Genomic DNA, 24,448 nt, shown 5'->3' with positions numbered 1-24,448 from the left:
TCCGCTCCTGCACAGCACGTGTTCCCCTTCGCAGGAGGTGCCCTGCCGGAGGTGGGATGATCGACAGACCATGCCTGCGATCCTCGACCACACGACGCTGACCGACGGATCCGATGCGGATGCCGTCTACACGGCGTTCGTCGAATGGGCCGAGTCGACCGGCATCAGCCTCTACCCCGCCCAGGACGAGGCGGTCATCGAGATCGTCTCCGGCAACAACCTGATCCTGTCGACGCCCACCGGCACCGGCAAGTCGCTCGTCGCGGTCGGCGCACATTTCGCCGCGCTGGTCGAGGGGCGCCGCTCGTTCTACACCGCCCCGATCAAGGCGCTCGTGAGCGAGAAGTTCTTCTCCCTCGTCGACGTCTTCGGCGCCTCGAACGTCGGCATGATCACGGGCGACTCCTCGGTCAACCCGGATGCCCCGATCATCTGCTGCACGGCCGAGATCCTCGCGAACCTCGCGCTGCGCCAGGGCACGGATGCCGCGGTGCATCAGGTCGTCATGGACGAGTTCCATTTCTATGCCGACCCCGACCGCGGATGGGCCTGGCAGGTACCGCTGCTCGAGCTGCCGCAGGCGCAGTTCATCCTCATGTCGGCCACCCTGGGCGACGTGTCGCAGCTGTCGAGCGACCTCACCCGCAGGACCGGCCGTGACACGGCATCCGTCACCGGCGTCGAGCGCCCGGTTCCGCTGCACTACTTCTATGAGACGACGCCGATCCACGAGACGATCGACGACCTGCTGAGCACGGGCCAGGCGCCGATCTACGTCGTGCACTTCTCGCAGGCCGCTGCGATGGAGCGGGCCCAGGCGCTGTCGAGCACGAAGGTCGCCACGCGCGAGCAGCGCGACGAGATCGCGGCCCTGATCGGCGGTTTCCGCTTCACGACCGCCTTCGGCAAGACCCTCTCCCGCTTCCTCCGCGCGGGCATCGGCGTGCACCATGCCGGGATGCTCCCGAAGTATCGACGTCTGGTCGAGCAGCTCGCCCAGCGAGGTCTGCTGCGCGTGATCTGCGGCACCGACACGCTCGGCGTCGGCATCAACGTGCCGATCCGCACGGTGCTGCTGACCGCTCTGACCAAGTTCGACGGCACCCGGATGCGGCAGCTCAGCGCCCGCGAGTTCCACCAGATCGCCGGGCGGGCGGGCCGCGCGGGCTTCGACACGGCCGGCACCGTCGTCGCCCAGGCTCCGGAGCACGAGAGCGAGAACGTCGCCGCGATCAAGAAGGCCGGCGACGACCCGAAGAAGAAGCGCAAGATCGTGCGCAAGAAGGCTCCCGATGGCTTCGTCTCGTGGGGCGAGCCGTCGTTCCGCAAGCTGATCGATGCCGAGCCCGAGACCCTCACCTCGCACATGCAGATCACGAGCGCCATGATGCTCAACGTGATCGGGCGCGGCGGCGACGTCTTCGGCAACATGCGTGCACTCGTCTACGACAACCACGAACCTCGCAAACGACAGCGCGAACTCGCTCTGCGCGCCATCGGCATCTACCGCACGCTGCTCGAATCGGGCGTCGTCGAGCAGACGGCCGACGGCGAGATCCGCCTGACCGTCGATCTGCAGCCGAACTTCGCCCTGAACCAGCCGCTGTCTCCGTTCGCTCTCGCCGCCTTCGAACTGCTCGACCGCGACCCGGCTGCCGGCACTGGAACCGGGTCGTACGCCCTGGACATGATCTCGATCGTCGAGTCGACGCTCGATGATCCGCGGGCGATCCTCGGACAGCAGGAGTTCCTGGCACGGGGCGAGGCCGTCGCCGTCATGAAGCGCGAGGGCATCGAGTACGACGAGCGCATGGAGCTGCTCGAAGAGATCACATATCCGAAGCCTCTCGACGAGCTGCTGACCGCCGCATTCGAGACGTTCAGCGCCGCGCAGCCGTGGATCCGCGACTTCGAGCTGCATCCGAAATCCGTCGTCCGCGACATGTATGAGCGAGCCATGTCGTTCGGGGAATATGTCGCGTACTACAAGATCGCGCGGTCGGAGGGCGTCGTGCTGCGCTACCTCTCCGACGCCTATCGGGCGGCCTCGCAGACCATCCCCGAAGAGGCGAAGGACGAGGATCTCCGCGACCTGATCGAGTGGTTGGGCGAGCTGGTGCGCCAGGTGGATTCGAGCCTGCTCGACGAGTGGGAGGAGCTGGTCAACGGCGTGCTCCACGGCCCGGACGACGAGCCGATCGTTCCGCCGGCGCCGAAGAGACTGACATCGAACGTCCGCGCCTTCCGCACTCTCGTGCGCAACGAGCTGTTCCGTCGAGTGCAGCTGGCCGCCCGCGAGGACGTCGCCGCCCTCGCCGAACTCGACCCGACCTTCGGCGCCGACGCCTGGTCGGATGCGCTCGACGGATACTTCGCCGATCACGACGAGATCCTCACGGGCGCGAACGCCCGCAGCTCTCAGCTGCTGCTCCTGACCGAGGGTGCGACGGAGTGGACCGTCCGTCAGATCCTCGACGACCCGGCGGGCGACCACGACTGGGGCATCTCGGCCACCGTCGACCTCGCCGCCTCCGACGAAGAGGGCGCGGCCGTGGTCACCGTGACGGGCGTCGACCGCCTCTAGGCGACCCGCTCGAGGCCGGCCCTCCGGCGCGCACCGTCACCGCCTGGCACCTCAGCGGCTCGCACGAGGCGCGACACGAGGTCGACGTACGACACATCGGCCGCCGCGAACATGCGCGGCGCCTGCGAGGCCGCGGTGAGCCCCGGCATCGTGTTGACCTCGTTCAGCACCGGGCCCTCGGCGGTGAGGAAGAAGTCCATCCTGGCGACCCCGGCGCATCCGAGGGCGTCGAACATGGTCAGTGCCGCACGCGTGAGCGAGGTCGACTCGGCCGTCGACAGCTGCGCGGGCACGGTGAATCGCGCGCTGCCGTCATACTTCGTGGCGGTGTCGAAGAGGCCGGCGGCGTGGATCTCGAGCGGCGGCGCCGCCCAGCGGACGCCACCGGCTTCGCGCAGGACGGCGACATCGATCTCCCTCCCCTGCACGACCTCTTCGATGAGGATGCGGCGGTCGAACCGCGCCGCCTCGCGGAGCGCCGGCCCCAGTTCATGCTCTCCCCGCACGAGCGAGACGCCGTAGCTCGAACCGGCCGACACCGGCTTCACCACCACGGGCCCCTCGAACTCGGCATCGCCGCAGTCCGCCGCATCGACGACGCGTCCCCGTGCCGTGCGCAGCCCTGCCGCTTCGGCGACGAGCTTGGTGGCCCACTTGTCCATGCCGATGGCGCCGGCCCGCGGACCCGATCCGACCACGCGCACCCCTGCGAGACCGCACAGTGCCGCGAGTGCTCCGTCCTCCCCCAGGGGTCCATGCACGGCGGGGAATACGACGTCGCAGTCGGCGACGAGCGGCATCGCGAGAGCGAGGGATCCGGCGGCGGTGGCACCCTCCGAGACGCCCGCCACCTCCCACACGCCCTGCCGCGAGATCGTCACCGTGCTCACGTCGTATCCCCCGAGCCGCAGGGCCTCTGCGACCGCTGCCGCAGAGGCGAGCGACACCTCGTGCTCGGCGTTCTGCCCTCCCCCGATCACCAGTACTCTCATGCGATGGCCCTCTCGACGCGGGAGCCGATGCCCGTCACGACGGTGTGCGGGATGCTCCCCGCCCACCGCGCCCACTCCTGCATACTCGGCACCGCGCCCCCCTCGGGTCCGAAGACCACGGCCGTGGTACCCCTCGGCATCGAGACGTCACCCGTGTCGATCACGATCTGATCCATCGACACACGACCGACGATCGGGCACCGGATGCCGTCGACCGCCACCCCTGCGCCCGCACCGAGCTCCCGCGGGATGCCGTCGGCATACCCGACCCCGATCACGCTCAGATGCGAGGTGCGCGTCGTCACATATGCGCCGCCGTAGCCGATCGCGGTGCCCGCCGGCACGACACTGCTGTGCACGACCGATGCCGTCAGCCGCGCCGCCCCCTGCAGCGGCACCGTCTCCGACGGATCGATGCCGACGAGCCCGGCGCCGACCCTGACCATGTCGAAGTGCGTGGCGGCATCCGTCAGCGTCCCGGACGTCGCCGCGAGATGCACGAGCAGAGGACCGAATCCGGCGCGCAGCACGGCATCCCTCGCCTGTCGCATCCGGAGCACGGCGGGCGCGTTCTTCGCCGGGTCGGCGGCGTCGGCGTCTGGCAGGTGCCCCATCACCCCGACGACGTCGATGCGTGCACGACCCGAGTCGCGGCCCGTGCGAGCCACCCGCAGCAGCTCTGCCCAGTCCTCGAGCGGTACCCCGCCCCGCGACATGCCCGTGTCCATGTGCAGATGCACGCGAACGCACCCGTTCGGCAGCGCCGACGCATCCGCGATCAGCTGCCGCAGCTCCTCGACCGAGCCGACAGCCAGATCGACGCGATCCGCGACGACCTGCGCGACGTCGACCCCGGCGGGGTTGAGCCAGGCGAGGATCGGCACCTCGATCCCCGCCGCACGCAGCGGGGCGGCATCCTCGGCATCCGTGATCCCGAGCCACTCGGCTCCGGCCCCGATCGCCGCGAGAGCGACGGTCACGGCGCCGAGGCCGTAGCCGTCGGCCTTGACGACCGCCATGATGCGGGCGTCCGTGGCCGATCGGATCCGCTCGACGTTCGCTCCGATCGCGTCAGGGATCGTGTGCAGTGTCGGCGGATGAACGCGCGAGAGGGTGAGGCGTGGAGTGGTGAGCGCCGTGGTCATCGCTGCGTCCTGGGATCGGTGGTCGGGTCGTCGTACATCAGCGGACACCCGTTCGCCGGGGCCGCCGGCCGCAGCTCGAAGTGCCAGCGCTCATTCGCGTAGATCTGGCAGAGGCCGAAGTCCGCGCCGTGGCGTGCCAGCCAGTCCTGAGCGGCGAGAGGGCCGAGGTCGACCGCGTCTCCCGATACGTGCTCGGAGTTCTCGGGGGTGGCGACCCAGCGCGCGGCCTCCTCTTCGGAGCCGTACTCGACGACCGCATCCTGACGCAGCACCTGCTGGTAGTCGGCCGACCGCCAGCCGCTGTTCACATGCATCCGCACGCCGTCGTGCTCGGCAGCGGATGCGGCAGCGCGCACGGCGGCGAGCAGGTCGGAGTCGAGATTCGTCACGGCGGGCGTGTCGTCGAACACCGAGACGGCGCCCTCCTCGCGGATCATCCCGTCCGCCTCGCTGAGGGACGACGGCGCGACGGTCGGCACGACGGATGCCGACGCCAGAGACTGCTGACCGATCAGCACGACCGAGACCGTGAGAGCGACGGCGAGCAGGGCGGCACCGACGATCGCGGTGAGGCGTCGCCGTGAGGAGGTGGAGCGAGTGTTCATGTCCTCAGTCAAGAAGGACGCGTGTTGCGACGACGTATGCGATTTCTCATATGCTCCCGATATGTCCGGGTGCGTAAGCTCTGAGCACATGGGAGCTGTGTCGTGCGTGTGCTGATCGTCGAGGACGAGCCCTATCTCGCGGAGGCTGTGCGAGACGGCCTGAGGCTCGAGGCGATCGCGGCGGACATCGCCGGCGACGGCGACACGGCCCTCGAGCTGCTCAGCATCAACTCCTACGATCTCGCGGTACTCGACCGCGACATCCCCGGTCCGTCGGGAGACGATGTGGCGAGGTCGATCGTGGCCTCGGGCAGCGGCATCCCGATCCTCATGCTCACCGCGGCCGACCGCCTCGACGACAAGGAGTCGGGTTTCGAGATCGGCGCCGACGACTATCTCACCAAGCCCTTCGAGCTGCGCGAGCTCGTGCTGCGCCTGCGGGCGCTCGACCGTCGTCGCCACCGCGCCAGGCCGCCCGTGCTCGAAGTCGCAGGGCTGCGTCTCGACCCATTCCGCCGCGAGGTCTTCCGCGACGGCAAGTACGTGGCCCTGACGCGCAAGCAGTTCGCGGTGCTCGAGGTGCTCGTCGATGCGGGCGGCGGAGTCGTGAGCGCCGAGCAGCTGCTCGAGCGCGCGTGGGATGAGAACGCCGACCCGTTCACGAACGCCGCGCGCATCACGGTCTCGTCGCTGCGCAAGCGACTGGGCGAGCCGTGGCTGATCCTCACCGTCCCCGGCGTCGGCTACCGCATCGGAACGGATGCCGATGGCTGATCCCGTTCGGCCCGTGAGGCGCCGAGGCATGAGCGCCCGCTGGAAGCTCACGCTGAGTTATGCGGGCGTCGTGGTCGTGTCAGGCATCGGTCTGCTCGCGGCCGTCGCCGTATACCTGCTGCGGTATGTACCGGATGCCGCGATCATCGCCGACCGCTTCGTGCCGAACCGCTCGGACCTGATCCGCGCATTCATTCCGGCTGCGATCGTGATGATGCTCGTGCTGCTCGCGATCGGAATCGGCGGCGGATGGATCATCGCCGGACGGATGCTGGCCCCCCTCGACCGCATCGGACGGGCAGCGCAACTCGCCGCGCAGGGGTCGCTGTCGCACCGGGTCGCCCTCGAGGGACCGCGCGACGAGTTCCGTGATCTGGCCGATGTCTTCGACTCGATGCTCGAGCAGCTCGAGGCGCACATGGGCGAGCAGCAGCGGTTCGCCGCCAACGCCTCGCACGAGCTGCGTACCCCGCTCGCGATCTCGCAGGCGATGCTGGAGGTCGCCCGCAACGACCCCGACCGCGACGTCGACGCGCTGATCGACCGACTGCACGAGGTCAATGCGCGCGCGATCGAGCTGACCGAGGCCCTGCTGATGCTGAGCCGTGCCGAGCGCCGCGCGTTCACCCGCGAGCCGGTCGACCTGTCACTGCTCGCCGAGGAGTCGACCGAGACGCTTCTGCCGTCGGCCGAGCGACGTGGTGTGTCCATCGACGTCGGCGGTGACACCGCGAACGTGCTCGGATCGCCCGCCCTGCTCCAGCAGCTGATCACGAACCTGGTGCACAACGCGATCGTTCACAACCGGCCCGCAGGCGGCACGGTCATCGTGCGGACGCATGTTCTGCCGCAGGCGGTGGCGTTGGTGGTCGAGAACACGGGCGACGTGCTGCCCGCCCATCTCGTCGCCACGCTCGCGGAACCGTTCCAGAGAGGTGCCGACCGCACGCGCGGCGAGGATCACGGCGGTGTCGGATTGGGCCTCGCCATCGTGCAGCGCATCGCCCAGGCGCATGACGGGTCCCTCGTGCTCACCGCTCGGCACGGCGGGGGTCTGAACGTGACGGTGTGGCTGCCGCATCCGTTCCCCCGGCCCCTCGCCTGAGGCGGCGGTCGGTCGTCCGGAGGTCCGGGTCCTGCCCGGAGGTCCGGGTCCTGCCCGGAGGTCCGGGTCCTTGTTTCGTCTGCAGGACCGAGGCACGGATGCAGGACCAGAAACCGTGTTCTGACCCCGCATCCGTGCCCTGATCCTGCAGACGGGACGCCTGGAGGGGCGGGACCAGACGGGATGCCTGGAGGGGCGGGACCGCTCAGGATGCCGGGTCAGGCGACCTGGTCGCCCCGCAGTGCGGCGAGCTCGCGTCCGTACGTGCGCGCCGACTCCTCGGCGTTCTCCTTGAGCTCGCGTGCGGTGTCGGCGAAGGCGTCAAGAGCGGGGTTCACGCCGACCAGGGTGAACGGACGCTCGACGATGCGCAGGTCGAGGCCCCAGACGTCCTCGAGCACGCGGCGCAGCCATCCGGTGGAGTGGTCCCAGCCCTCCTTGGGCGTTCCGGGGGCGTAGTTGCCGCCGAGCACGGTGACGAGGGTCGCCGGCTTGCCGCGCAATGCGGTGCCCTGCGGGTCGATGCGGGCGTCCGTGTAGGCCAGGTCGAACCAGGTCTTGAAGTGCTGCGAGACGCCGTAGTTGTAGAGCGGCACGGCGAAGAGCAGCGCGTCGGCGCCGATCAGCTCGTCGGCGAAGGTGGTGGCGAGGGCGCGCGCTGCGCGCTGAGCGTCGGTGCGCTGGGCGTCGTCAACGAATCCACCGGTCACGGCATCCGCCCATGCCGTCGCGGGCACGGGGTCGGCGGCGAGGTCGCGGCGGGTGACCGTGGAGTCCGGGTGCGAGGCGGTCCACTCGGCTTCGACGAGGTCGGCGAGCGAACGGCTGGCGGACGACGCGGGCAGGATGCTGGCATCCAGGCGGAACAGGGACATGAGAAGTACCTTTCGTTTTTCGTAGTCACTCTGTTTTTCTTAGCGACTCGCGTTAACGTAGCACAGGTATGATGGGCGCATGGCCGAGATCGACGAAGAGCGTCACGTCTGCGACGCCGCCGTCACACTGGCCTTCAGTGTGCTCGGCAAACGCTGGAACGGCATGATCGTCTCGTCGCTCGGCGGCGGTCCTTCGACGTTCGTCGCGCTGCGCCGCGGGGTGTCCGGCATCAGCGACACCGTGCTCTCCGACCGGCTGGCAGAGCTCGCCGAGGCCGGGCTCGTGGCCCGCGCGGTCGACGCCGGTCCGCCTGTCACGGTCTCGTACTCACTGACCGACAGCGGACGTGGGCTGCTGCCCATCCTCGATCAGCTCGGCACCTGGGCGTCCGAGAACCTCGAGATCCGCGCGCGCTGACCGTCGCGCGCGGCCCAGGGTGGCGACCAGCACACCGTTCGCAGGACCGAAGCACGGACGCAGGACCAGATTCCCCGTCCCCTCCTGCAGACGGGATCTCATCCTGCAGACGGCACAGGTCGGGCGGTGCAGTCACGGCAGCCAGCAGCTCAGAGGCCGCCGACTCACCAGGGGCTGGGCTCGTAGTCCTTCAGGAACACGCCGTGGATGTCTTCGCCGGCCTCGCCGCGCACGATCGGGTCGTACACGCGGGCCGCTCCGTCGACGAGGTCGAGCGGGGCGTGGAAGCCCTCCTCGGCCAGGCGCACCTTGGTGAAGTGGGGGCGCTCGTCGGTGATCCAACCGGTGTCGACGGCGGTCATGAGGATGCCGTCGGTCTCGAGCATCTCGCCGGCGCTCGTGCGCGTCAGCATGTTCAGCGCCGCCTTGGCCATGTTCGTGTGCGGGTGACCGGGACCCTTGTACCGGCGCGAGAACTGCCCCTCCATCGCCGAGACGTTGACCACGTACTTGCGGTTCGCCGACGAGGCCGCCATCGAGGCGCGCAGGCGACTGATCAACAGGAACGGCGCCGTCGTGTTGGCCAGCTGCACCTCGAGCATCTCGAGCGGATCGACCTGATCGATCGACTGCACCCAGCTGTTCGTGCGGTTGACGTCGGGCACGAGTCCGCCTGCGTCGATGGCGGTGCCGTCGGCGTGCTTCTCGAGCGACGACGATCCGGGGGCCATCGCGAGTCGTGCGAGGTCTTCGGCTGTCAGCGCCTGGCCGCCCTGCTCGGCGACCGTGCCGCCGAGCGCCGCGACGGACAGCAGCGGATGCGCATCGACCGAAGCCTGCAGCGCCTGCGGATGCGGATCGGCGGTGTGCCCGAACGTCTCCATCTCGGGCAGCGGTCCGTCGGGAAGCGGCTGCAGCTCGGCATCCGCCAGGAGAGAGTATGACCCCGGTGAGCGGCGCACGGTCTGCGCGGCGTTGTTGATCAGGATGTCGAGCGGTCCCTGAGCCGCGACCGAGTCGGCGAGGCCGATCACCTGAGCGGGGTCGCGCAGGTCGATGCCGACCACGCGCAGGCGGTGCAGCCAGTCGGCCGAGTCGGGCAGCGCCGAGAACCGACGAACCGCATCGCGGGGGAATCGTGTGGTGATCGTCGTGTGCGCGCCGTCGCGCAGCAGTCGCAGGGCGATGTGCATGCCGATCTTCGCGCGGCCGCCGGTGAGAAGCGCGCGCTTGCCGGTCAGATCGGTGCGGGCGTTTCGCTTGCCATGACTGAAGCGGGCGCAGTCCGGGCAGAGCTGGTGATAGAACGCATCGACCACCGTGTAGGGCTGCTTGCAGATGTAGCAGTTGCGCGGCTTGAGCAGCTCGCCGGCGATCGGGGCGTCGACGACGCTCGTCGCGAGGTCGTGCCCGCGGGTCTCGTCGTCGATGCGGTCGGGAGCGCCGGTCGCCGTGCGGGCGACGACCGCCTTGTCGGCGTCGGCGATCGCGTCGCGGATCTCCTTGCGACGCACGCGCTTGACCGCCTTGAACATCGCGGCCGTCGCATGACGCACGGCCACGAAGTCGGGGTGCTCGTTGTCGATCTGGTGCAGCTCCGACAGGACTCGCAGGGTGGTGGCGAGATCCTCGGGGTCGATACCGGCACCCAGGTCGGAGGCGGCGTCGGGTGCATCGGTCATTGTGCCGATTTTACGCGACTTCTCGGGGTGTCTTCCTGGGAGCGCGGGCGGGGCGCCGGGGCTCGACCTCCACAACTCCGGAGACGCGCGCACCACCGGGTTCGCGCTCCCCGGAACGGCGCACAACGGGGAACGAGAGCCACGTGGATCTCCGGAGTTGTGGAGCGGTACCTCGCGCCGGTCAGTGGCCGGCGGCGCCGACCACGACGAACTCGCCGGGCACGACGTCGAGCGTCGCCTCGGCCGCGACCTCGCCGGTGTGCAGATCGACGGCGACGATGCGGTTCTCTGCCGGCTCGGTCACGTAGGCGACGTCGCCGACCACGCGGAGTCCCGGGTGCGGCTGCTGCCATTCGTCGGGGCTCTCCCACGGCTCGATGACATCCCACGAGTCGACCACCGCGCCGGTCTCGTCGAGCACGTTCAGGGTGCCGTCGGATGCGAGCACGATGATGTTGTCGTGCCCGTCGCGGCCGACTCCGCGCCACGTGTACTCGACGCCCTCCGGGAGGTCGACCACCGACAGGCTCTGCGCGTCGGTGTCGACGAGCGCGAGCTGCGACAGCAGGTAGCCCTCCTGGTCGGGGTCGGACTTGTAGTCCAGGGCGGCGATCGCACTCGTCTCGGTCACGTACGCGTTGCCCGAGCGACCGAAGTCGTCAGGCGCCTCGAGCTTGGTGAACGCTCCGTCGGCGAACACCAGCACGCCGTCTTCGCAGCCGAACACGATGGTCTCGCCCTTGAGCGCGCCTTCGCCGTGCACCCCGGGGCACTGCTCGTTGCGGGCGAGCTCGCCGCCGTCCTCCGCGAGCAGGCGGGCGCCGCTGCGCGACTCCGACGTGCCGATGGTCGACAGCAGCGTGCCGTCGGACAGCTCGATCGCGACTCCGTGATGAGCGGCCTCCGATGCGACCGTCCGCGAGTCCGGCAGCGTGCCGGTGCCGACGGCATCCGTGTCGAAGAGCGTCACGTCTCCGGTGCCGTCGTCGAACAGAGCGGTGCGCCCGGCATGCGGGGTGGCGTGACCCGGGGTGACGGCGTCGAAGATCTCGCCGGTGAACTCCACGGTGTCCGAGGCGAGGCCGGTGTCGAGCACGTGGAATCCGTCGGCCGCGGTGACGAAGACGTGTCCGTCGTGGTCACCGGCCGGGTTGACGCGCAGGAAGCCGTCGAGCTCGGCGGAGTCGACGGTCTCGAGGGTCTCGCCGTCGAGCACGGTGATGCCGCCGTCATAGGCGATCGCGACTCTGGTGTCGCCTTCGTGGTCCGACGACGACTCGGACTCTCCGGATGCCGAGGGCGCGGCGGTCGCGCATCCGGCGAGCGCGACCACGGCGAGCGTGGCGATCGCGCCGGCCGCGAGGCGGCTGCGGGCGGGTCGATGCATGGGTGTCTCCTTCTTCTGGGGGGTGCGCGGGTGCGCGTGACGACGGATGCCGCCGATGAGTCCGGTGTCAGCCGACGAGCTGGAGGTACTGCGGATCGAGGCCGTCGAAAGTGCGGGTGACGGTGCCGTCGCCGTGGTCGATCTCGTGCACCGCACCTGTGGCCGGGTCGGAGACGTACGCGTGATCGGCGTCGATGACGAGGTGCACGAGTTCGCGCAGGGCAGGGTCCGCGACGGATGCGGCGAGCAGGGCGCTCGTCCGGACGAGTTCCGAGCCGTCGGCGGCCAGCACTCGCACGGTGCCGTCCGCCGCGATCACGACGGTGCGGCTGTCGTCGTCGCCGATGGCCACGGCGCGCAGCAGCGGGGTGTCCGTGGCGAGCAGCATCCATTCGCGGGCCCGGGAGTCGAGCAGCCAGGCACCTCTGTCGCCGTCGACGCCTGCGAGATCCGGTCGGTCCGCGCGTCCGGCGAGAACTGGTGCCGCGACGGCGCCCGCGGGGTAGGGGATCGACTCGGCGACGAGCGCTCCGCCGACTTGGCGGGTCACGAGCACGGCACCGGCGTCGCACGCGAAGACGGCGCCGACACGGGTGAGGTCGACGTCGGTCGCGTTCGTGCAGGGCACGGCGATGCCGGTCGCGGTGCCTTCCGCGTCGAGGATCTCGATCGTCTCGTCGGTGGCGGCGAGGAGGCGCCCGGAGAACGGGATGACGGGTCCGGCCGGGTCGACGGGGAGTGTGAGGTGAGGCGCGTCGTCGAGATCGGCGAGCTTCTCGTGGTCGATGAGGGCGACGTCGCTGCCGAAGCGGATGGCGGTCGCACTGTCACCGACTCGGATGTCGACAGGGCCCTCTCCATCGATGGTTCCGAGCACCCCCGCGTCGCCGAAGAAGGAGTGCGAGTGGTCGCCGTGCGGCACCGTCCAGCGGCCGGAGTCGATCACGTCGACGACCGTGCGGTCTCCCTCGACATGGATCACGTGGGCGAAGCGGCCGACGCCGAGCACGGCATCCGCATCCGCGTCCCCCTCTGCGAGCGTCGAGCGTTCTTCGGTCTCGAGGTCGAGCAGGGTCAGCTCGCCGTCCGCGTCGGCGACGACGAGCGCGAGAGCCGGCGATGCGACCTCGGCCGCTCCCCCGCCGTCGACCCCGTCGTTCGGCGGAATGCTCGCGCTCGATGCAGGAGCCTGGGCATCGGATGCTGCGCACGAGGTCACCGTCAGGGTGGCCGCGAGCAATGACACGAACAGGAGGGTGCGGCCGGCGCGGGGAGAGGGGGTCACAGGAGCCCACTTTATTGATAACGATTCTCAGTATCAAGTCGGGGCCATTTCCCGTCATCGTCGTGTCGTTCCGACACCGTTCGCGTGCGCCGGCTCGGTGACACATGCTTCCCTCGGCCAGAGGCCCGGAATCCGGCCGATGCAGGCGCATCCGGCCGACCGAGGCGCACGTGCGGCCACTCCGCACGGCCCCGCCAGCCCTCGCCCGAACGTCGGACCCCCGGCGTAGGGTCTGAACATGAGCAGCCACACCGAGATCCCCGGAGTCGTCCCGTCCTATCTGCTCGCGCGCCTGGCCGAGTCGGGCCGCTATCCCCGTGCGGCCGCCGCCGCACGGCAGACGTTGACGGCGGGCAGACCGCCGTTCCGTGCGCGCATCGATCTGTCGATCGACGAGAACGGAGACCTGGTCGCCGAGCTGTCGGACGCGCCGAACCGCACGATCAGCGACGCCGGCAACACCCAGAACCTCCCCGGGGCGATCGTCCGCGCCGAAGACGACGAGCCGGTGGCCGACACGTCGGTCAACGAGGCGTTCGACGGACTCGGGGCGACGTTCGAGATGCTGCTCTCCGCCTTCGGGCGCAACTCGCTCAACGACGCCGGCGCCCCTCTCGACGCCACCGTGCACTACGGCATCGACTACGACAACGCCTTCTGGGACGGCGAGCGCATGGTGTTCGGCGACGGCGACGGCGAGGTGTTCGTCGGCTTCACCTCATCGACCACGGTGATCGGCCACGAACTCGCGCACGGCGTGGTGCAGTACACCGCGAACCTCGAGTACCAGGGTCAACCCGGCGCGCTGAACGAGTCGATCGCCGATGTCTTCGGCGCGCTCACCGAGCAGTACCTCCTCGGGCAGACCGCCGCAGATGCCACCTGGCTCATCGGGGCGGAGATCTTCACGGATGCCGTGCAGGGCAGTGCACTGCGGTCGATGATCGCCCCGGGCACGGCCTACGACGACGACGAGCTCGGCAAAGACCCGCAGCCCGATCACATGAGCGGATTCGTGCGCACGACAGAAGACAACGGCGGCGTGCACATCAACTCGGGCATCCCCAACCGGGCCTTCGCCCTCTTCGCGATCGACCTCGGCGGCAACGCCTGGGAGACCGCCGGAACGGTCTGGTACCGCGCGCTCACCGGCGGCCTGTCGAGCACTGCGAGTTTCACGGAGTTCGCCGACGCGACCCTCGCCGCGGCATCCGCCATCGACGACGCGACTGCCGCAGCCGCTCGACGTGCGTGGGCGACCGTGGGAGTCTATGAGGATGAGCGAGTCCCCAGAGTCGAGTGACGCGCCGGTCGTCATCGCGGTGGTGCGGACGGGCGGCATCGCCGGCATCCGTCGCAAGTGGCGGGTGGAACCAGACCCGACCGAGACGCACCACTGGATCGCGATGATCGACAGCTGCCCGTGGGATGCCGACAGCGATGCCGATTCTGGCGCAGACCGCTTCGTGTGGCTGATCCGCGTGCGCACACCGTCGGAGGAACGCGAACGCGAGCTCCCCGACTCCGCACTCGACGGGCCGTGGCGAGAACTCGTCGATGCGGTGCGCGAGGCCGCGGCCTGACCGAACGATCCACAGACGACGAGAGGCACAACCCCGTGACGACCGAAGAGGCCGCCCGACTGCTGCAGCTGGCCCGAGACGCCTACGACCGCGCTGACGCGCTGCTGCACCTCAACGTCGAGGTCAGCCGACTCACCGGCGAGGCCTCGACCTGGGGATCCGCCCAGAACGGATTCATGAGCGATGACAGCATCGGCTATTTCCTGAGCGAGGTCGAACGCGTGGGCTGGCGGCTCGATCACACGGGGTACACGTTCGTCGAGTCCGGGGCGACCACCTCGGCGCGCATGCTCAGCACCGGCACCGGCGTCGTCAATCACGGCGCTGTCGAGGGGTACTTCACTTTCCGTCGGCGCCAGCCGGCTGAGGCCTGACCCGATCAATCCGGTGTGAATCCGACCGCCCCTTCGCGAGGCGGGTCGAGAATGGGACCCATGGGACTTTTCCAGCAGCGCTCCGATGACGAAGAGAATCAGTGGACTCTGCCCTCCGAGCCGCTCGAGCGGTCGGAGACCGAGGTGCTCGACGCCGCGCCGGCGGTCGACCCGCTGGCCATAGGACTCGGCCTCGGTGCCGGCGCATCGATCAGCTCCGTCGCCTTCCCCGTCGCCCCGCCCGCTCCCGCGGCGTTCTCGATCGAAGATCGCGAGCCCGAAGACCGCGAGCCCGAAGGCTGACCCGCCTTCTCAGTCCGCGAGCTGCGGGGCACCCAGGTCGACTCGCGTCCGGGGAAGTGCCTCGGGATGCTCACGCTGCAGCCAGCCGATCATCTTCTCCCGTACCTCGCAGCGCAGTGTCCACTGATCGCCCGAGTCCTTGGCCGACATCACCAGGCGCACCGTGACGTAACCGCCCTGTGCCTCCGTCACCGCGGAGTCGTAGGAACGGCCGTCCCAGGCGGGTGACGCCTCGACGATCCGCTGGAACTCCTGCCGCAGCTCATCCATCGGCACTCGCCAGTCGAGATCGAGGTAGACCGTGCCGAGGATCTTGTCGGAACGTCGCGTCCAGGTCTCGATCGGTGTCGTCGTGAAGTAGCTGCACGGAATGACCAGGCGGCGCTCGTCCCAGATGTAGACGACCACGTAGGACAGGTTGATCTCGCCGACCCGCCCCCATTCGCCTTCGACGACGACCACGTCGCCGACTCGGATCGCATCGGTGAAAGCGACCTGCACCCCTGCGATGAGGTTGCCGAGGATCGACTGCGCAGCGAGTCCGGCGATGATGCTGACGATGCCGGCCGAGGCCAGCAGGCTCGTGCCGACGGCCCTCATCTCGGGGAAGCTGAAGAGCACGGCGCCCAGAGACAGCACGGCGATCGTGACCAGAACGAGCCGGTGGATGACGAGCAGCTGCGTGCGACGGCGGCGGGCTTCCGGACCGACGAGCAGCGTCTCCTCTCTGGCCATCAATCGCTCGAAGCCGAATGAGATCGATGCGCCGAGCAACCACGAGCCGGTGAGGATCGTGGCGATCAGGAACAGCCGGGACACCACCGGCCACCATTCCTGTGTCGCCGGCTCTGAGATCGCACCCGCGATCCAGATCGCGACCACAGCGGTCGTCGCGATCATCGCGTTGCGCACGCGTCTGGCGAGATCGCGCACCCATGGCACACGACGGCTGATCAGCGAGGCGGCGAGCGCCAGCACCGCGAGTGCGGCGGCAGAGATCACCGTGAGGATGGCGATCGACGCGGCGGTGCCGACCCAGGAATCCCAGGAGAAGTCGGTAGGCATCGATCCACACTATGTCCCGCGGCGGGCGGAGGCGAACGCACGTAGCCGCGCAAGGAGTGTCGCCGCGCGCGGCTACGGTTGAGGAATGACGATCACCGCCGCCGCAGACGGCTCCGCCCTGGGCAACCCCGGCCCGAACGGCTGGGCCTGGTACATCGACGACGCCAACTGGGCCGCGGGCGGCTCCCCGCACGGCACGAACAACCAGGGTGAGCTGCGGGCCGTGCTCGAACTGCTGCAGGCGACGGCCGGCATCTCCGAGAAGCTGATGATCGAGTGCGACAGCCGCTACGTGATCGATTCGGTGACCAAGTGGATGCCGGGCTGGAAGCGCAAGGGCTGGCGCAAGTCGGACGGCGGGCCCGTGCTCAACCGCGACCTGCTCGAGGGCATCGACGAGGCGATCCGCGGGCGCGACGTCGAGTTCTCGTGGGTCAAGGGCCACGCCGGCCACCCCCTGAACGAGGCGGCCGACGAGCGCGCGAACGCCGCGGCGAAGGCCTACCAGGCACAGCAGGAACCGCGCCGCGGGCCCGGGTTCACCATGGCGACGGATGCCGGGGCCGCTGCCGCAGCATCCGCCCCGATCGCCGCCGCAGCGACACGCGGCGAGCAGGATGCTGCGGCATCCCCGGCCGTCGCGACGTCTCTCGCCGAACCCCTGTGGGCCGAGCCATCCGACCTGCTCGACAGCCTCTATGCCCCCGTCGACGATCCGATCGAGGTGCGACTCGCGCTGTCGAGCGACGAGCACGCCCGCCTGCGCGATCGCGCCGAGGCACAGGGCGTCACGCTCGAAGAGGCGCTCCGCCGCCTGATCTGACGGCCCTCACCCCTGAGGGCCCCGCGTACACTCGCACCATGGCGAAGAATGTCGCACGCACCATCGGCCGGGTCTTCCTGGGTTCCTCGCTCGTCTTCGCGGGCGTCTCGCATCTGACGTTCGCGCGCGAGGAGTTCCAGGCGCAGGTGCCGGAGTGGGTGCCCATCGACCCGGACGTGACCGTCCTCGCCTCGGGTGTCGTCGAGATCGGACTCGGCACCGCGCTGCTCGTCGCGCGCAAGCACCGCGGACTGGTCGGCGTGATCACCGCACTGTTCTTCGTCGCGGTCTTCCCCGGCAACATCGCGCAGTGGACGCATCACCGCGACGGCTTCGGCCTCGACACCGACATGAAGCGATTCGTGCGCCTGTTCTTCCAGCCCGTGCTGATCGCCCTGGCCATCTGGTCGACGCGCCGCCCGCGCCGCGATGCGGCCGGCTCCGCTCCCGCCGCTCCCTAACTCCGGAGCTCTGCACCGGAGCGGCGGAAGACCGGCCGTTCCCCGAGGGATGCGACCGGCCTTCCGGAGTCGTGGAGCTCAGACCGCGAGCAGCTCCCGCTCGAGGCGTGCGTACGAGGTCTCCATGCCGTCGGCCATGCCGGTGGCGAGGATCATGTCGCGCGTCGCCTTGTCGGGGTACTCGATGTAGAGCGTGATGAGCGTCGCCCCGTCCTCTTCGTAGAGGTTCAGGTCGTTCAGCGTCTCGACCGGCATCCCGATCATCCGCTCGGTCTGCACCGACCGCCGCGGTGCGTCGATCAGTAGCGCCTCGCCCTCGAATCCGAACGGCTGCCCGTCGGTGTCGCCCACGGGCGCCCACGAGTTGCGATAGGTCTGACCGACCTCGGTGGCGACGACGCACTCGGTCATCTCCCACCCGTCGGGTCCGAGCAGCCACTGCTTCATGAGCTCGGGGTCGTTGTGCGCACGCCAGACCAGTTCGCGCGGTCCCTCGACGAGACGCGTGATGCGCACGTGGGTGTCGTCGAGCAGCTCGACCTGCGTGCCCTTGCCCTGCGCGTAGTCGCGCAGATCCTGCAGCACGGCGTCGAGCTGGCTCATCGCCAGCTTCAGACCCTCGATCTGGCCCATCTCGACGACCTGCTCGATCGCCTCGACCGAGTCGAAGTGACTGGTCGTGACCATGCGGGTGCCGCCTGGGGTGGACTCGAAGGCGAACGACATCCGCTGCGCGGGGAAGCCGTCGAGAGGGTTGCCCTCATCGTCGACGAACGAGTCGAGCACCTCGAAGCTGTGCGGGGCATCGATCGAGAGGAACTCCCACGACCCCGACGACTTCTCGCCGCGCGGCCCGCTCATCGAGTACTGCGCACGTCCGCCGACCGTGTGGTCCCAGGCGGTGAAGGTGGCCGGCCATCCGGGAGGGCCCCAGAAGCGCTCGAGCTGGCGCGGGTCGCTGTATGCGGCCCAGACCCGCTCGATCGGCGCCGCGAAATCGGCGACGACGGTCATGGTGAGGTTGTCGGCATCGGTGGTGACATCCGTGACGGGCATGTCAGTCTCCTTCTTCGGTTCGTGGAACATCGGTGGTGTCTGTCGTATCGGTGCGGGATGCCGGCGTCTCGGCCAGCAGCTCGTCGAGCCGGGCGATGCGCGACCGCCACAGCTCTTCGTATCGGGCGAGGAGCGCCCTGGCGCGGGCGATCATCTCGGGGTTCGCGCGGACGAGCCGCTCGCGTCCCTCGGCGCGCTTGACGATGAGATTCGCCGCTTCGAGCACGGCCACGTGCTTCTGCACCGCGGCGAACGACATCTCGTATTCGGAGGCGAGGGTCGAGACGGACTGCTCCCGCTCGATCGTCCGACGCAGGATGTCGCGTCGGGTCGACGTCGCCAATGCGTGGAACACACGGTCGACCTCCGCTTCGCTCAGTTTTCTTTGTGCAACCATTTGGTTGTACGTTAGACCCGAGTGAGAGCGGATGTCAAGGGTTCTTGTGACTTGCGGCTTTAGATCGGACTAGATGCTTTACATCGGACTACCCGAGGCTGAGCCGGACTGAGTCCGATCTAAAGCAGAGTGCTGGGGGCCGCCTCCCTTCGGAGTGGCAATGAAGCCAGCTGCGGTCGCGAGGAAAGTCAGATCGTCAGGCCGACTCATGCAGGACGACGGTCAAAACGCGCGCACATCCAGACCCCGAATACGGATGGTTGGCGGTCGGCAGAACCTGCGCCGAAACCCATACACCACCCGTTTCGGCGCCCTAACGTTTCGGCAGGGGGTTACGGCGGGGCGACGCTCGGCGTGTCGCACTTCCCCAGCACCACCACGGGTGCCCGGCCGCAAACGATCGTTTTCGGTGGTAGCCCGGGCACGACATCAACAGCGAAGTCGAGGATGATTGAGTCGTGGAGATTGAGCTGCTTTATATCGCCGGTTGCCCCAGCTGGGTTGAGGCTGGCCGTCGTGTTTCTGAGGCGCTACGAGAAACAGGCCACGACGAATCGGAGGTTCACTACCGACTCATCCGGACGGAGGAGGACGCGGGCGCAGTCTCGTTCGCGGGCTCCCCCACGATCACCCTGGATGGCAACGATCTCTTTCCGGGGTCGGGGCGAAGCAATGACCTCGCCTGCCGTATTTACAGCACCCCTGCTGGGCTGGCCGGGATGCCAACGGTTGAACAGATTCGAGAGGCGCTCTCCGCTCATGGCGACTGACGAGGACGTTGCGTGCACGTGCTGCGGGCGACATCTGCCACGCAAGAAGCTGCACGCACTCGGAGACGATCGCGCTTTCATCTGTCGACGATGCGGCTGGTGGGTGGCTCTGCGCCTACATCGCGACCGCCCGCCTGCCTAAGCGTGAACTCACTCAACGGCTGCCCACGGCGATCGCGCCGATGTAGAGGGCGAGTTGATGGGTGTCCCACCACCGCACAACGGATCTCACTCGGTGCTCTCATCCCCGGCGCGGATCATGAAAACTGCTCCGGTGATCGCTGCGGCGAAGATTACGATGTCGGCGATGTTGCCGATGAACCAGTTTCCGTAGGCGAGGAAGTCCACGACGTGACCACGGGCGAATCCGGGGTCCCGGAAAAGGCGGTCGCCTGCGTGTGAGGCGGAAGCGCCGCCGAGCGCGCCGATGACGATCGCCCATCTCACGCGTTGCACTCGGAACGCGAACACGATCGCTGTGACCGTGGCGGCGACAGCGAGCAGCGCGAACACCCAGGTGAAGCCTTCCCCGAAGGAGAATGCCGCTCCGGGGTTATAGACGAGCTGCAAACCCAGCAGGTCACCGATCAGCGGGATGCGCTCACGGTCGGTGAGGGTCGCTTCGGCCCACACCTTGGTTCCCTGATCGATCAGCACGACGACCACGGCGATCAAGAGCGCTCCACCAGTGAGCTGCCGCCGCCGGGTCGACGACAGCTTGCGCGCAGCGGGCGGATGAGCCTCTGACTGGGAGGAGGTCATGCGAGCACCTCGATCAGACGGACGATGACCCCAGATTCGATCAGGATGAACAGGCCCAGGCCGATGAACACGGCCGGTACGAGCCAGTGCTCGACGCGCTCCAGCCCCTCGGTAACAGCCTTGTTGGTGCCGATCAGCCGGCCGGCCGCGCACCAGACCGCGACGAGGATGAGGAACACGACGATCATGATCGCGACGTCGACTGGGGTGCTGGTGCGGAAGATTGGCGTGTAGAGGGAGATATTGTCGGCCCCGTTGGCGATCGTGATCCCTGCGACGCCCCATAGTCCGACCGCGGTGATCTTGGAGTCGTCGTCGTCATTGTCGCCGTTGCGGCGCAAGCCGCGAATGAGCGTCCACACGCCGATGCCGAGCGGGATCAGACCCAGGAACCCGACCCATTCGTCCGGAACGATCGTGAGCCCGAGCGCGGTTATCACACTGATCACGACCAGGGTGATGAACCCGAGATACTGGCCTGCGATGATCTGCCACGGGCGGGGTTTCCCTCGACTGGAGGCGAGGAACAGCACGGTGAGCACGACGATGTCGTCGATGTTCGTCGCCGCAAAAAGGCCGATCGCTGAACCGATGGTGGCGAGCATCAGCTTTCCAGTCGTGGCGTGCGGGCGGCACGCAGGCCGTTGAGGATCACGATGACCTCCGCGACCTCGTGGACCAGGACGACAGCCGCGAGCCCCAGGACGCCGAAGAGCGCGAGCGGGAGCAGGGCGGTGATGATCAGCAGCGACAGGATGATGTTCTGGTTGATGATCCGTCGACCGCGCCGGGCGTGATCGAACGCCCGCGGGATGAGGCGCAGATCATGGCCGGTGAAGGCCACGTCGGCGGATTCGATCGCTGCGTCGGAGCCTGTCGCGCCCATCGCGATGCCGACGTCTGCGCTAGCGAGGGCCGGGGCATCGTTGATGCCGTCGCCGATCATCGCGACCGGTCCTGCCTTCGACAGTTCTGCGATCGCGGTCGCCTTGTCCTCCGGGCGCAGCTCCGCTCGCACGGCGCTGATCCCGGCCTGCGCAGCCAGAGCACGAGCGGTCCGGGCGTTGTCGCCGGTGAGCATCGTCACGCCGACGCCCTGGCCGGTGAGTGTCCGGACTACGTCAGAGACTTCAGGGCGCAGCTCGTCACGGACGCCGATCGCGGCGACCGGTGACCCGTCGCGGTGCACGATGACGACGGTCATGCCCTGCTCTTCCAGCGTTGCGACCCGCTCGACGAGGTCGCCGGCGTCCAGCCAGCGGGGACTGCCGACGGTGATTCTCGATCCGTCGACGGTGCCGTCAATACCGTGGCCGGCCTGCTCGGTCACATCTGCAGCTGCCGGTGTCCCCGAGGCTGCGGCGGTGATTGCTGAGGCAAGAGGATGTGTGCTGTGCTGCTCCAGGGCAGCCGCCCACGCCAACGCCTGGACCTCGGTTACACCGTTCGTGGTGAGCACGGCGGTGACCACGGGCTCGTTGCGGGTGAGGGTTCCGGTCTTGTCGACGGCGACGTGCCGGACCGTCCCGAAGCGCTCGAAAACGGCGCCGGACTTGATGATCACACCGAACTTGCTCGCCGCACCGATCGCAGCGACGACCGTCAGCGGCACCGAGATCGCCAGCGCACACGGGGAGGCCGCGACGAGCACGACGAGCGCGCGGGTGATCCACACCTCGGGGTCGCCCAGCAGCGAACCGATGATCGCGACAAGCGCTGCGAGGATCAGCACGCCGGGCACCAGCGGGCGGGCGATCCTGTCCGCGAGACGAGCACGCTCGCCCTTCTCGGTCTGTGCTTTCTCTACCAGTTCGACGATCGTGGTGAGCGAGTTGTCGGTGCCCGCAGCCGTCGTTTCGACCTCCAGCGCGCCGGCGCTGTTGATCGCGCCGGCCGACACAACATCGCCAGGCTGGACCTCGACCGGGATCGACTCCCCAGTGATCGCCGAGGTGTCCAGGCTGGAGCGACCGGAGCGGACGATCCCATCCGTTGCGATCCGCTCGCCCGGGCGGACCACCATGACCTGACCGACCATAAGCTCTCTCGCTTGCACCTGCACAGCGTTGCCGCCCTGCAGCACGGTCGCTGTTTCCGGGACGAGCTTCAGGAGCGCCCGTAGCCCCCCGCGGGCCCGGTCCATCGCCTTGTCTTCGAGCGCCTCAGCGATCGAGTACAGGAACGCCAGAGCCGCGGCCTCCTCGACGTATCCGAGGACGACTGCACCGATGGCGCTGATGGTCATCAGCAGTCCGATGCCGAGCTTGCCCTTGAACAGCTTTCGTATCGCGCCAGGCGTGAACGTCGACGCACCCAGCAGCAGACCGGCCCAGAACAGCACGAGCGCCGGAATCTCGAGGCCGGACCACTCGAGGATCAGGCCGACGAGGAACGCAACGCCGGAAAGGACCGGCACCATGATCCCGCGGTCCCTCCACCACGGCCGCTCAGCCTCTTCGTGTTCCTCTCCCGCCGGGGCGGCGGACTCGTGCTCGCAGCCGCACGCCGCGCTCACGCGTCAGCCCCTGCTCCGCAGCAGCCCGGCACCGTGCAGGCCGAGTCCACACACGGCGCGTGCTCGTCCACAGCCAGCGTCACATCCACAAGCGCGAGGAGGGCCGCGGCGAGATGAGGGTCGGCGATCTCGTAGCGGGTTTGCCGGCCCTCAGGCTCGGCGACAACGATCCCGCAGTCACGCAGGCAGGTGAGATGGTTCGACACGTTGGAGCGCGTCAGCTCTAGCTCACGGGACAGGACTGCGGGGTAGCTCGGGCCACCGAGCAGAGTCATGAGAATCCGAGAACGCGTAGGATCAGCCATGGCGCGGCCGAGCCGGTTCATGACGTCGAGACGAGAAGCAATGGTCAGCATAAGCTGAACTATACAGTCTCCGCTGACCTATTTCCTATGCGGTCAAGCCAATGCCCTCAGGGCATGGTCTTCGAGCCCGAAAGAACGCTGCCGCCCAGAATGCACAGGCGAGCTCGACGCGTCTCTGACATGAGCCGTCTTCTGGTTCCGGACGCGCTCCGCGGGTTCGCGATTGTCGCGATGCTCATCGCGCACGCTGCTCCGTTCGTGCCGAACGCACCGTGGGCGGTGCAATTCGTCACGGCGAACTTCAGTAGTGTCGCGTCGCCGCTCTTCGCACTCGTCATGGGCATGTCGGCGGAGCTTGTGTGGAGACGCGGCGGCGCTGCGGGGGTGACGTTGCTGCAACAGGCTCTGCGTGGCCTGTTCCTCATCGTCCTGGGTGTGTGGATGGCCACGTGGGGCTCCTGGCTGGCGGTCATCCTGAGCTATCTCGGGCTGCTCATCATCCTCGGCGCGCCCCTTCTACTCCTGCGCAGCTCGGTCGTGATCGCCGCGACAGCGGTCCTTGTCCTGGCCAGTCAGCCATTGCTGAGCGTCGCACGCACCTGGATTTGGGTCTACACCGCGCCGCCGCCCGTGCGTGAGGTCACGACCTGGATGTTCCTGGGCCCTCAGTATCGGGTGGTCAACCTGTTGCCGGTGTTCCTCATCGGTGCCCTGTTGATCCGTCACGGCTTGAAACGCGATCGCTTGTTGTGGATCATGGCGGCTGTGGCGCTGTTGGCGTATCTTGCCTGGGGTTTCGGGCAGCGCTTCGGCACGGTGTTATCGGGGGACTACCTGGACTCTCTGAGGGATATTGGCTTGGTGTTCGCCGTCTACGTCTGCGTTGTGCTGGGGGCTACGGTGAGGCGGGAGCATGCAGAGCGTTTTTGGGGTGCTGTCTTTGTTCCCCTGTGCGCGTGCGGTCAGGTGGCGTTGTCCCTGTACTTGCTGCACGGCGGTCTCATCGCACTCTGGAGTAACGCGTATGGCCGCCCTGCCGAGAACTTCTACTTGGGATGGCTGGTGATCGTTCCGGGCATGATCGGGGCGGGTTGGGTGTGGTGGCGGTTTGTTGGAACTGGTCCAGTTGATGGGTGATGGGCTGGCTCAGCGGACGACGTCCCAAGGCTTTCTCGCTTCGCC

The 24,448-nt window shown here is 68.4% G+C and carries 26 protein-coding genes; 12 read left to right on the top strand and 14 right to left on the bottom strand.

The window, feature by feature from the left end:
• Nucleotides 1-70 precede the first annotated feature (70 nt).
• Nucleotides 71-2,584 carry a DEAD/DEAH box helicase gene (locus tag SOM10_RS09490; protein ID WP_285363751.1) on the top strand — a complete coding sequence of 838 codons (2,514 nt, stop codon included), beginning with the start codon at nt 71-73 and terminating at the stop codon, nt 2,582-2,584.
• Here SOM10_RS09490 and SOM10_RS09485 read toward each other — a convergent pair.
• Genes SOM10_RS09485 through SOM10_RS09475 form a run of 3 tightly spaced genes read right to left on the bottom strand, consistent with a single transcriptional unit; the run spans nt 2,581 to nt 5,326 of the window.
• Nucleotides 2,581-3,576, bottom strand: coding sequence for a D-alanine--D-alanine ligase (locus SOM10_RS09485; RefSeq protein ID WP_320489590.1), 996 nt, complete (start codon nt 3,574-3,576; stop codon nt 2,581-2,583). The genes SOM10_RS09490 and SOM10_RS09485 overlap by 4 nt on opposite strands.
• A complete protein-coding gene (gene alr, locus SOM10_RS09480; RefSeq protein WP_320489589.1) occupies nt 3,573-4,721 on the bottom strand; it encodes an alanine racemase in 1,149 nt (382 codons plus the stop codon). Before alr ends, SOM10_RS09485 begins: the two co-directional genes overlap by 4 nt.
• Nucleotides 4,718-5,326: a M15 family metallopeptidase gene (locus tag SOM10_RS09475; RefSeq protein WP_056276300.1), complete on the bottom strand. Its 609-nt coding sequence runs from the start codon at nt 5,324-5,326 to the stop codon at nt 4,718-4,720. Before SOM10_RS09475 ends, alr begins: the two co-directional genes overlap by 4 nt.
• Before the next feature lie 102 nt (nt 5,327-5,428).
• Between SOM10_RS09475 and SOM10_RS09470 the strand changes: the two genes are divergently transcribed.
• Together SOM10_RS09470 and SOM10_RS09465 are read left to right on the top strand one after the other, a co-directional pair.
• Nucleotides 5,429-6,100 (top strand): response regulator transcription factor, encoded by a 672-nt coding sequence (locus SOM10_RS09470; protein WP_320489588.1) that lies wholly within the window; start codon nt 5,429-5,431, stop codon nt 6,098-6,100.
• Nucleotides 6,101-6,128: 28 nt separating this feature from the next.
• The gene (locus tag SOM10_RS09465) at nt 6,129-7,205 is read left to right on the top strand and encodes a HAMP domain-containing sensor histidine kinase (protein ID WP_320489587.1); all 1,077 of its coding nucleotides are present in this window, start codon (nt 6,129-6,131) and stop codon (nt 7,203-7,205) included.
• Between the two features lie 218 nt (nt 7,206-7,423).
• Here the strand turns inward: SOM10_RS09465 and SOM10_RS09460 are convergent, their stop codons facing one another.
• The gene (locus SOM10_RS09460) at nt 7,424-8,080 is read right to left on the bottom strand and encodes an FMN-dependent NADH-azoreductase (RefSeq protein WP_295102571.1); all 657 of its coding nucleotides are present in this window, start codon (nt 8,078-8,080) and stop codon (nt 7,424-7,426) included.
• Nucleotides 8,081-8,159: 79 nt separating this feature from the next.
• On the opposite strand from SOM10_RS09460, the gene SOM10_RS09455 reads away from it, so the two are divergent.
• Nucleotides 8,160-8,498, top strand: a complete 339-nt coding sequence (locus tag SOM10_RS09455) for a helix-turn-helix domain-containing protein (RefSeq protein WP_320489586.1) — start codon at nt 8,160-8,162, stop codon at nt 8,496-8,498.
• 164 nt (nt 8,499-8,662) lie between these two features.
• Here SOM10_RS09455 and SOM10_RS09450 read toward each other — a convergent pair whose 3' ends face one another.
• The 3 genes from SOM10_RS09450 to SOM10_RS09440 all read right to left on the bottom strand — a co-directional run bounded on the left by SOM10_RS09450 (nt 8,663) and on the right by SOM10_RS09440 (nt 12,852).
• Nucleotides 8,663-10,180 carry an SDR family NAD(P)-dependent oxidoreductase gene (locus tag SOM10_RS09450; RefSeq protein WP_053098510.1) on the bottom strand — a complete coding sequence of 506 codons (1,518 nt, stop codon included), beginning with the start codon at nt 10,178-10,180 and terminating at the stop codon, nt 8,663-8,665.
• 181 nt (nt 10,181-10,361) lie between these two features.
• Complete coding sequence (locus SOM10_RS09445) at nt 10,362-11,567, bottom strand: hypothetical protein (protein ID WP_320489585.1); 1,206 nt, start codon at nt 11,565-11,567, stop codon at nt 10,362-10,364.
• A 67-nt stretch (nt 11,568-11,634) separates the two neighbouring features.
• Nucleotides 11,635-12,852 carry a hypothetical protein gene (locus SOM10_RS09440; protein ID WP_320489584.1) on the bottom strand — a complete coding sequence of 406 codons (1,218 nt, stop codon included), beginning with the start codon at nt 12,850-12,852 and terminating at the stop codon, nt 11,635-11,637.
• A gap of 238 nt (nt 12,853-13,090) precedes the next feature.
• Between SOM10_RS09440 and SOM10_RS09435 the strand changes: the two genes are divergently transcribed.
• The 4 genes from SOM10_RS09435 to SOM10_RS09420 are packed head-to-tail and all read left to right on the top strand — an operon-like array spanning nt 13,091 to nt 15,112.
• Nucleotides 13,091-14,155 carry a M4 family metallopeptidase gene (locus tag SOM10_RS09435; protein WP_187248988.1) on the top strand — a complete coding sequence of 355 codons (1,065 nt, stop codon included), beginning with the start codon at nt 13,091-13,093 and terminating at the stop codon, nt 14,153-14,155.
• Nucleotides 14,130-14,435 carry a protealysin inhibitor emfourin gene (locus tag SOM10_RS09430; RefSeq protein ID WP_053098506.1) on the top strand — a complete coding sequence of 102 codons (306 nt, stop codon included), beginning with the start codon at nt 14,130-14,132 and terminating at the stop codon, nt 14,433-14,435. The genes SOM10_RS09435 and SOM10_RS09430 overlap by 26 nt, the downstream gene beginning before the upstream one ends.
• 35 nt (nt 14,436-14,470) lie before the next feature.
• The gene (locus SOM10_RS09425; protein WP_187248989.1) at nt 14,471-14,809 is read left to right on the top strand and encodes a hypothetical protein; all 339 of its coding nucleotides are present in this window, start codon (nt 14,471-14,473) and stop codon (nt 14,807-14,809) included.
• Nucleotides 14,810-14,869: 60 nt separating this feature from the next.
• A complete protein-coding gene (locus SOM10_RS09420) occupies nt 14,870-15,112 on the top strand; it encodes a hypothetical protein (RefSeq protein WP_053098504.1) in 243 nt (80 codons plus the stop codon).
• Between the two features lie 9 nt (nt 15,113-15,121).
• Here SOM10_RS09420 and SOM10_RS09415 read toward each other — a convergent pair whose 3' ends face one another.
• On the bottom strand, nt 15,122-16,177 hold the full coding sequence (locus SOM10_RS09415; RefSeq protein WP_056276280.1) for a mechanosensitive ion channel family protein: 1,056 nt from the start codon (nt 16,175-16,177) through the stop codon (nt 15,122-15,124).
• An 85-nt stretch (nt 16,178-16,262) separates the two neighbouring features.
• On the opposite strand from SOM10_RS09415, the gene SOM10_RS09410 reads away from it, so the two are divergent.
• Nucleotides 16,263-17,000, top strand: a complete 738-nt coding sequence (locus SOM10_RS09410) for a ribonuclease H family protein (protein WP_053098502.1) — start codon at nt 16,263-16,265, stop codon at nt 16,998-17,000.
• A gap of 38 nt (nt 17,001-17,038) precedes the next feature.
• Nucleotides 17,039-17,461 carry a DoxX family protein gene (locus SOM10_RS09405; protein WP_053098501.1) on the top strand — a complete coding sequence of 141 codons (423 nt, stop codon included), beginning with the start codon at nt 17,039-17,041 and terminating at the stop codon, nt 17,459-17,461.
• Between the two features lie 78 nt (nt 17,462-17,539).
• Here the strand turns inward: SOM10_RS09405 and SOM10_RS09400 are convergent, their stop codons facing one another.
• On the bottom strand, nt 17,540-18,517 hold the full coding sequence (locus SOM10_RS09400) for an SRPBCC family protein (protein WP_320489583.1): 978 nt from the start codon (nt 18,515-18,517) through the stop codon (nt 17,540-17,542).
• 1 nt (nt 18,518) lies between these two features.
• Complete coding sequence (locus SOM10_RS09395) at nt 18,519-18,914, bottom strand: ArsR/SmtB family transcription factor (protein ID WP_320489582.1); 396 nt, start codon at nt 18,912-18,914, stop codon at nt 18,519-18,521.
• 458 nt (nt 18,915-19,372) lie between these two features.
• Here SOM10_RS09395 and SOM10_RS09390 point away from each other — a divergent pair, with 458 nt between their 5' ends.
• Nucleotides 19,373-19,684, top strand: a complete 312-nt coding sequence (locus tag SOM10_RS09390) for a hypothetical protein (RefSeq protein ID WP_029153956.1) — start codon at nt 19,373-19,375, stop codon at nt 19,682-19,684.
• 228 nt (nt 19,685-19,912) lie between these two features.
• Here the strand turns inward: SOM10_RS09390 and SOM10_RS09385 are convergent, their stop codons facing one another.
• From SOM10_RS09385 to cmtR, 4 genes are read right to left on the bottom strand one after another with little or no spacing between them, the layout of a single operon-like run.
• Nucleotides 19,913-20,446 (bottom strand): signal peptidase II, encoded by a 534-nt coding sequence (locus SOM10_RS09385; RefSeq protein ID WP_320489581.1) that lies wholly within the window; start codon nt 20,444-20,446, stop codon nt 19,913-19,915.
• The gene (locus SOM10_RS09380; protein WP_320489580.1) at nt 20,443-21,051 is read right to left on the bottom strand and encodes a cadmium resistance transporter; all 609 of its coding nucleotides are present in this window, start codon (nt 21,049-21,051) and stop codon (nt 20,443-20,445) included. The genes SOM10_RS09385 and SOM10_RS09380 overlap by 4 nt, the downstream gene beginning before the upstream one ends.
• Complete coding sequence (locus SOM10_RS09375; RefSeq protein ID WP_040568236.1) at nt 21,051-22,961, bottom strand: heavy metal translocating P-type ATPase; 1,911 nt, start codon at nt 22,959-22,961, stop codon at nt 21,051-21,053. The genes SOM10_RS09380 and SOM10_RS09375 overlap by 1 nt, the downstream gene beginning before the upstream one ends.
• Nucleotides 22,958-23,317, bottom strand: a complete 360-nt coding sequence (cmtR, locus tag SOM10_RS09370) for a Cd(II)/Pb(II)-sensing metalloregulatory transcriptional regulator CmtR (protein ID WP_017201917.1) — start codon at nt 23,315-23,317, stop codon at nt 22,958-22,960. Before cmtR ends, SOM10_RS09375 begins: the two co-directional genes overlap by 4 nt.
• 129 nt (nt 23,318-23,446) lie before the next feature.
• On the opposite strand from cmtR, the gene SOM10_RS09365 reads away from it, so the two are divergent.
• Complete coding sequence (locus tag SOM10_RS09365) at nt 23,447-24,403, top strand: acyltransferase family protein (RefSeq protein ID WP_017201918.1); 957 nt, start codon at nt 23,447-23,449, stop codon at nt 24,401-24,403.
• Nucleotides 24,404-24,448: the final 45 nt, after the last annotated feature.

Origin of the sequence: Microbacterium sp. CFBP9023 (assembly GCF_034045055.1) — a bacterium.
GTDB lineage: Bacteria > Actinomycetota > Actinomycetes > Actinomycetales > Microbacteriaceae > Microbacterium.
The sequence above is the reverse complement of the archived record's forward strand: the minus strand, read 5'-3'. Positions and strand labels throughout refer to the sequence as shown.